This window comes from Natronococcus jeotgali DSM 18795 (assembly GCF_000337695.1).
Taxonomy (GTDB): domain Archaea; phylum Halobacteriota; class Halobacteria; order Halobacteriales; family Natrialbaceae; genus Natronococcus; species Natronococcus jeotgali.
The window spans coordinates 18,856-27,036 of record NZ_AOIA01000123.1 but is presented as its reverse complement, the minus strand read 5'-3'; the positions used below and the strand labels follow the sequence as shown (position 1 = coordinate 27,036).

General features: G+C 70.0%; 6 protein-coding genes. All 6 read left to right on the top strand.

The window, feature by feature from the left end; translation table 11 throughout:
* Nucleotides 1-444: hydroxymethylglutaryl-CoA synthase (locus C492_RS13920; RefSeq protein WP_008424635.1), on the top strand; the 444-nt coding region annotated here is incomplete at its 5' end.
* A gap of 166 nt (nt 445-610) precedes the next feature.
* Complete coding sequence (locus C492_RS13915) at nt 611-1,408, top strand: sulfite exporter TauE/SafE family protein (RefSeq protein ID WP_008424634.1); 798 nt, start codon at nt 611-613, stop codon at nt 1,406-1,408.
* A gap of 7 nt (nt 1,409-1,415) precedes the next feature.
* The gene (locus C492_RS13910) at nt 1,416-3,845 is read left to right on the top strand and encodes a heavy metal translocating P-type ATPase (RefSeq protein ID WP_008424633.1); all 2,430 of its coding nucleotides are present in this window, start codon (nt 1,416-1,418) and stop codon (nt 3,843-3,845) included.
* Nucleotides 3,846-3,964: 119 nt separating this feature from the next.
* Nucleotides 3,965-5,215 carry an AI-2E family transporter gene (locus C492_RS13905; protein ID WP_008424632.1) on the top strand — a complete coding sequence of 417 codons (1,251 nt, stop codon included), beginning with the start codon at nt 3,965-3,967 and terminating at the stop codon, nt 5,213-5,215.
* Between the two features lie 124 nt (nt 5,216-5,339).
* Nucleotides 5,340-6,677: an aminomethyl-transferring glycine dehydrogenase subunit GcvPA gene (gene gcvPA / locus C492_RS13900; protein WP_008424631.1), complete on the top strand. Its 1,338-nt coding sequence runs from the start codon at nt 5,340-5,342 to the stop codon at nt 6,675-6,677.
* Nucleotides 6,674-8,167, top strand: a complete 1,494-nt coding sequence (gcvPB, locus tag C492_RS13895) for an aminomethyl-transferring glycine dehydrogenase subunit GcvPB (protein ID WP_008424630.1) — start codon at nt 6,674-6,676, stop codon at nt 8,165-8,167. The genes gcvPA and gcvPB overlap by 4 nt, the downstream gene beginning before the upstream one ends.
* Nucleotides 8,168-8,181: the final 14 nt, after the last annotated feature.

Here is an 8,181-nt window from a genome sequence, read left to right as displayed (position 1 = left end):
TCGGACGCCCTCAAGGAGACCGACCGCTACCGGGAGTGGTACGCCGAGACGATCGACCCGACGCTGACGATCTCCCGGGAGGTCGGCAACTGGTACACCGGCTCGGTCCACATCGCCCGCATCAGCGCGCTGAAACACGCCCTCGAGAACGGCCGCGACATGACCGACGAGACGCTGCTGGTCGGCTCCTACGGCAGCGGCGCCCAGGCGGAGATCCACGCCGAGACGGTTCGGGACGGCTGGGCCGAGGAGCTCGAGGCGCTGAACGTCGACGAGCAGCTCGCGGCCCGGTACGACATGAGCTGGGCGGACTACGAGGAGGTCCACGACGCCCACAACCACGAGATGGACGTCGACGTCGAGGAGTTCACGACGCCCGAGGAGGAGTTCGTCTTCGACGGCTGGGGACGCATGGGCGAGCGCAAGTACCGGTACGTCGAGTAACGGTTTCGGCGTAGTTTTCGGGAGCGAGGACGACGGCCGAACGAGTGCGGGTCGGGGACGGCGCGACCGCGGCTCCGGGATTCGATCGAGCCGCGAGGCGAAACCGATTACCTTCTCGGGCGGATAGCTCGGGCAACGAGTCGCGGACGTTTCGAGTTGATCACCCATGGACCCGCTTACCCTCCTCGGCGTCGACGTCGCCCTCTTTCTGGTTATCGGCCTGCTGGCCGGGGCCCACTGTATCGGTATGTGCGGCCCGCTCGTGACCGTCTACGCGGGGCGAATGGACGGCGGCGAGGAGAGCGAGAGGCGCGGCTCCCACCTGACGACCCGCGAGGTGCGCCAGCACGCGCTGTTCAACCTCGGGCGGACCGCGAGCTACACCTTGCTCGGCGCCGTCTTCGGCGCGCTCGGCGGGCTCCTGTTCGTGACGACCGAGTCGCTGACGCCGATCGTCGAACCGATCCGCGGCGGGGTCGGCCTGATCGTCGGCGGGTTCGTCGTCGCGACCGGGATCTACTACCTGCTCGGCCGGACGACGGGCGGGATTCACCTCCCCGGCCTCGAGCGCCTCACCGGCTGGCTGATGACCCACGTCGACAGGTTGGCCAACGGGCCCGGTATCGTCGGGTTGGGCGCGCTCCACGGGCTGTTGCCCTGTCCGATCCTCTACCCGGCCTTCCTCTACGCGTTCGCGACGGGCTCGGCGGCGGGCGGCGCACTCGCGCTGGCCGCACTGGGACTCGGCACCGTCCCCGCGGTGTTTCTCTACGGCACCGTCGTCGAGTCGATCGACGTTGTCCACCGCCAGCGGGTCCACCGACTGCTCGGGGTCGCGTTCGTCGTGCTGGGCTACGTCCTCCTGGCGCACGGGTTGATGAGCATCGGCATCCACGTCCCCCACCCCCAGCTGCCGTTCTACGACGGGATCGACGCGGCGAGCGCGGGCGCGCACGACCACTGATCAGATCATGACCGACCGAACCGGCTGTACGCTCTGTGAGCTTCCCGTCGAGGGAAGCGACGTCACCGACGACGAGGGGAACCGCTTTTGCTGCGTCGGCTGTCGGGACGTCTTCGACGCGCTCGGCGACGTCGACGACGTCGCCCCCGAGGACGTCCGCCGGCAGCGAGCCGACGACGAGGAGCGGGAGATCCCCGACGACCACGAGTCGACCTACCTCGAGGTCGACGGGATGCACTGTGCGACCTGCGAGGCCTTCATCGAGTCTGCGGCGCTGCGAACGGACGGCGTCAGCGCCGCGGACTCGAGCTACGTCACCGACACGGTGCGGATCGATCACGATCCCGGCGCGGTCTCGCGGGCCGACCTCCGGGAGACGATCAGCGGGTTGGGCTACAGCGCCTACGACCGCGACGACGCGGTCAGCCGGCGCAGGGCCGACAACTGGATGATGGGTCGGGTCGTCGTCGGCGTCCTCGTCGGGATGATGGTGATGCTGCAGTACCTGCTGATCATCTACCCCACCTACTTCGGCGGGCTGTTCTACGACCAGCGAACGTACGAGTTCTTCAGCCAGGCGCTGGCGAGCGAGCTCGCGACGCCGTTTTACCTCGCGCTCGCGGCGATGACGACGATCGTGCTCGGCGTGACGGGAAAGCCCATCCTCCAGGGTGCCTACGTCTCCGCCAAGACTCGGTCGCCGAACATGGACCTGCTGGTGGCGATCGCGGCCGTCAGCGCCTATCTCTACAGCACGCTGTCGATCGTCGTCGGCGGCGAACACGTCTACTACGACGTCACCGTCGCGATCGTCGTCATCGTCACGGCGGGCAACTACTACGAGTCGACGATCAAGGACGAGGCCACCGAACGGCTCTCGGATCTCACCGCGGTCCAGATCGACGAGGCCCGCCGCGTCCGGGCAGACGGGGACCGCGAGGACGTCGCCGTCGACGACCTCGAGCCCGACGACCGGGTGCTCGTGCGTGCCGGCGAGCGGATCCCCGTCGACGGCGAGGTCGTCGACGGCGAAGTGGCGGTCGACGAGGCCGTCGTCACCGGCGAGTCCCTTCCCGTCGGCAAGGCCCCGGGAGACGCCGTCGTCGGCGGATCGCTGGTCACCGACGGCGCCGTGACCGTCCGCGTCGGCGAGGGTGCCACGAGCAGCCTCGACCGGGTCACCGAACTCGTCTGGGACCTCCAGAGCACGAGCCACGGCATCCAGAAGCTCGCCGACAAGCTGGCGACGATCTTCGTTCCGCTGGTCCTCGCGCTGTCGGTCGTCGTCGCGGCGGCGTACCTGCTGACCGGCGCCGGCGTCGCCGAGGCCCTGCTGGTCGGGCTCACCGTGTTGATCGTCTCCTGTCCCTGCGCGCTCGGGCTGGCGACCCCGCTGGCCGTCGCCGCGGGGATCCGCGACGCCCTGGAGCGCTCGATCGTCGTCTTCGACGACACCGTCTTCGAACGCGTCCGCGAGGCCGACACCGTCGTCTTCGACAAGACCGGGACGCTGACCACCGGCGAGATGACGGTCGTCGAAACGGATCTCGAGGACGAGCTGCTCGAGTCCGCGGCCCGGCTCGAGGGCCGCTCGGCCCACCCGATCGGGCGGGCGATCGCGGCCGAGCGCCCGGTCGCGGACGGGGGGGCCGTCGAATCCGCCGGCGCGACCGCGGGCGACGGAACGGCCGACCCGGACGGCGTCGAGGATTTCGAGAGCTACCGCAACGGCGTCGCTGGAGTCGTCGACGACGAAGCGCTCCTCGTCGGCCACCCCGATCTGTTCCGGGATCGGGGCTGGACGGTACCCGACGGGATCGCCGAACGGATCGCCGAGCGCCGCGAAACGGGGCGCGTTCCGGTCGCGGTCGGCCGCGACGGCGTCGCGGAGGGGCTGATCGTGGTCGGCGACGAACTCCGTTCGGGGTGGTCGGAGACCCTGTCGGCGATCGCCGAAACGGGAACCGACGTCGTCGTCCTCACGGGCGACGACGCCCGCGCGGCCGAGCGGTTCCGCGCGGAGCCGTCGGTCGACCGGGTTTTCGCCGGCGTCCCGCCCGAAGGGAAGGCCGAGACCGTCGAGCGGCTCAAGCGAACGGGGCGCACGGTCATGGTCGGGGACGGCACCAACGACGCGCCGGCGCTGGCCGCGGCGGACCTGGGGATCGCGCTGGGCGGCGGGACCGCGATGGCCGCCGACGCCGCCGACGTGGCGCTGGTCGACGACGAGATCGACTCGCTCGACACCGTCTTCGAACTCGCTCGGGCGACCGACCGCCGCGTCAAGGGCAACATCGGCTGGGCGTTTTGCTACAACGGCGTCGCGATTCCGCTGGCGGCGACGGGACTGCTCAACCCGCTGTTCGCCGCCGTCGCGATGGGCGCGAGCAGCCTGCTGGTCGTCACGAACTCCTCGCGGTCGCTGCTCGAGGACTGAGACGGGCCGCCGTCGAACGGTCCGCGGCGGCCGAGGCCGTGCCGGAACCGGCCGACGGCGGGACGGACGAGGGACGGTTCAACGCGAAGTAATTAGTTCTGGACCGCCAATCGGAAGCTATGTCTTCGCGCCCGGACCTGTCGGAGTGGCTCTCCGACCGAGCGGGACTCGTGGTCCTCACCCTGGTAAGCGTCCTGCTCGCGGCGCTGATCGTGCTGCCGTACCTCCAGTACGTGTTGCTCGGGGTGATCCTCGCGTACGTTCTCGTCCCGGCCCAGCGCCGGCTCGAGCGGTACGTCAGGTCGATGACCGCCGCGCTCGTTCTCGTCGTGGTCGCGCTCCTCACGATCCTGCTACCGGTGTTGTACGTGCTCGCGATCGCGCTGGGACAGGCACTCGACATCGCGATGGCCGTTCAGGACGGCTCGCTCAACGCCGAGGAGGTCGAGCGACGGATCGAGTCGGAGCTTGGCTACCCCGTCGACCTCGAGGAGACCTACGCTACCTACCAGGAGCCGATCGCGAGCGGGCTCCAGGAGGTCGCCACCGGCGCGCTCGAGTTCGTCGGGGGGGTGCCATCGATCCTCATCGGGTTGATGGTGACGGTGTTCGTCCTCTTCGCCCTGCTGCGGGACGGCGATCGGCTCGTCCAGTGGGTGCGGTACGTGCTGCCGGTTCAGGATCACGTCCAGCGCGAGTTGCTCAACGAGCTCGACCAGCTCATGTGGGCGTCGGTCGTCGGCAACGTCGTCGTCGCGATGATCCAGGCGGTGTTGCTCGGTGCCGGGCTCATGGTGCTCGACGTTCCCGCCGTCGTCTTGCTGACCGTCGCCGCGTTCGTGGCCGCGCTGCTCCCGCTGATCGGGGTCTTCGCGGTCTGGCTGCCGATATCGCTCTACCTCCTGGTCCTCGGCGAGACCCTGCCCGCCGCCGCTCTCGTCGCCTACGGCTCGCTCGTCAGCGCCTCCGATACCTACCTCCGGCCGGCGCTCATCGGCCGAACGAGCGCGTTCAACTCCGCGATCGTGGTCGTCGGCATCTTCGGCGGGCTGGTCGTCTTCGGCGCGGTCGGCCTGTTCATCGGCCCCGTCGTCCTCGGCGGCGCGAAGATCACCCTCGACCTGTTCGCTCGCGAGTGGGCGATCGCCGAGGGGAATCCCCCGGTCGGGCCGCTTCCGGCGGCCGATCCCGCGGCCGAGACGGCGTCGGAGACGGGGATCACCGGCGAGTCGACCCCGGGCGAACCGAACGGCGGCGGCTCGACCGCGTCGAACGCCCCCGAACCGGACGGCGAGAACGGTCCGAAGTCGACATCCGGCGACGAATCCGAACCCGGCGGGGACGGCTCGAACGACGACCCGGCGCACTGACCCAGCTCCGTCGAAGAGGTGCGTTCATTATCCCGTGTCCGTAACTACCGCGTAACGTGTCTCGGAACGAAACGGGTACGCCGGTACCACGGCGGCCGGCCCCGATCCGAGTCCCTCGCTACCCATGAACGGATCACACGCGACCGGGAGCCCCTACGCTCCCTACACGAACGACGAACGGACGGCGATGCTCGAATCGGTCGGCGTCGACGACGTCGAGGAACTGTTCGACATCCCCGAGGACGTTCGCTTCGACGACGAGTTCGGGATCGACGCGCGAACCGAGCGGGAGACCAGACGGCTGGTCCGATTGGTGCTGGGGCGCAACGACGAGCTGACCGAGCTGCTCGGCCGCGGCCACTACGGCTACTACGTCCCCTCGCTGATCGACCACCTCGCGGATCGCTCGGAGTTTCTGACTTCCTACACCCAGTACCAGCCCGAGGTCTCCCAGGGGTTCCTGCAGGCGCTGTTCGAGTACCAGTCGCTTCTGGTCGAGCTGACCGGCCTGGAGGTCGCCAACTGCTCGATGTACGACGCCGCCACCGCGCTGGGCGAGGCCGCGACCCTCGCGGATCGGACTCGCTCGACGAGCGGCCACCGCGTGCTCGTCCCCGATCTCCTGCTCGAGGGCCGGCGAAGCACGCTCGAGAACTACGTCGCCGGCACCGACCTCGAGGTCGAGACGTACCCGACCGACGACGCGAACGCCGACCGCGACGCGCTCGCCGAGGCCGTCGACGAGGACGTCGTGATGGTCTACGTCGAGAACCCGACGGTGCGGGGAACGATCGAGGAGCGACTCGACGAGATCGGCGACCTCGCCGACGACGCCGACGCGCTGTACGTCCTCGGGACCGATCCCGTCGCGCTCTCGATGCTCCAGCGGCCCGCCGACGTGGGCGCCGACGTCGTCGTCGGCGACGCCAGCGTGCTGGGCTTACCGACCAGCTACGGGATGGGACTGGGCCTGTTCGCCTGTCGCGAGGAGTTCCTGCGACAGGTTCCGGGTCGGCTGGTCGGCGCGAGCGAGGACGCGACCGACCGTCGGGCCTACACGCTCACCCTGCAGACCCGCGAACAGCACATCCGTCGGGAGCGGGCGACGAGTAACATCTGCACGAACCAGGCCTGGGTGGCGCTGCGGACCGCGATGCACGCCGCCTCCCTGGGTCCCGACGGGATGGTCGATCTCGCCGAACGGGGCGTGCGACGCGCCGCGGACCTCGCCGAGCGCGTCGACGGGATCGTCGGCGTCAAAGCGCCGGTCCACGACCGCCACCACCTCCGGGAGTTCGTCGCCCGCGTCGACCAGCCCGCCCGCGCCGTCGCCGAGGACCTCGAGCGACGCGGCTTCGCCGTCCACGTCGTCGGCGAGCACGAGATCCAGATCTGCGTCGCGGGCGTCCCCGACGAGCGGCTCGATCCGTTCGTCGCCGCCCTCGAGGAGGTGGCCCGATGAGCGACGATCCGCGGGACGACCGGGCCCGCTACGACCAGGCTCGGTACGTCGAGAACGGCCAGTACGAGCCGCTGCTCTCGGAGAAGGACCTGACGCGCGTCGAGATCGGCGGGGACGGCGACGAGGACGGAGGCTCCCCGCTGCCCGACGAGCTGACCCGCGACTCCCTCGAGTTGCCCGCGCTGTCCGAACCCGAGCTCGCGCGCCACTACACGCGGCTCTCCCAGATGATCTACGGCATCGACAGCGGCCCCTACCCGCTGGGGTCGTGTACGATGAAGTACAACCCGAAGTTCACCGAGGACGTCGCGGCGCTGCCGAAGGCCGCCGTCCACCCCGACCGCTCGGAGCGCTCGACGCAGGGCACCCTCGAGCTGCTCTACCGGCTGCAGGACTACCTCGGCCGGATCGGCGGGATGGACGCCGTCACCCTGCAGCCGCCCGCGGGCGCGGCCGGGGAGTTCGTCGGCATCCGCGTCGCGGCGGCCTACCACGAGCACAACGGCGAGGGTCACCGGGACGAGGTCATCGTCCCCGAGAGCGCCCACGGCACCAACTTCGCCAGCGCGGCGCTTGGCGGCTACGACGTCGTCTCCCTGCCCAGCGACGACGAGGGACGGGTCGACCTCGAGGCCCTGGAGGCCGCCCTCTCGGAGAACACGGCGGCGCTGATGTTGACGAACCCGAACACGCTCGGACTGTTCGAGCGCGACATCGCCGAGATCGCCGAGATGGTCCACGACGTCGGCGGCCTGCTGTACTACGACGGGGCCAACCTCAACGCCCTGCTCGGTCGGGCCCGCCCGGGCGACATGGGCTTCGACGTGATGCACTACAACGTCCACAAGACGTTCGCGACGCCCCACGGCGGGGGCGGACCGGGCGCCGGCCCCGTCGGCGTCGTCGACGAGTTAGCGCCGTTCCTGCCGGCGCCCCGCGTCCGCGAGGCGGACGACTCGGACTCGAGGTCGGGCGAACCGACCTACGAGCTGTTCGATCCCGAGCACACCATCGGGAAGGTCCACGGCTACCAGGGCAACTGGCTGGTGCTCGTGAAAGCGTTCGCCTACATCGCCCGCCTGGGCGACGAGGGACTCGCCGACGCCAGCGCGACCGCGGTGCTCAACGCGAACTACCTCGCGAGCCGGATCGAGTACGAGGTGCCCTACGGACCGTTCCACCACGAGTTCGTCGCCAGCGCCGGCGACCAGGACGCCGCCGACGTCGCCAAGCGAATGCTCGACCACGGCGTCCACCCGCCGACGACGAAGTGGCCCGAAATCGTCCCCGAGGCGCTGATGACCGAGCCGACGGAGGTCGAGAGCAAGGCCACGCTCGATCGGCTCGCAGCCGCCTTCAACGCCGTCGCCGCTGAGGACGACGAAACGCTCGAGGGCGCCCCCCAGCGAACGGCCGCCCGGCGTATCGACCAGACCGACGCGGCCCGGAGCCCGCGGCTGTCCTGGCAGGCGCTCGAGGACGACGACTAGGACGAAACCGATCC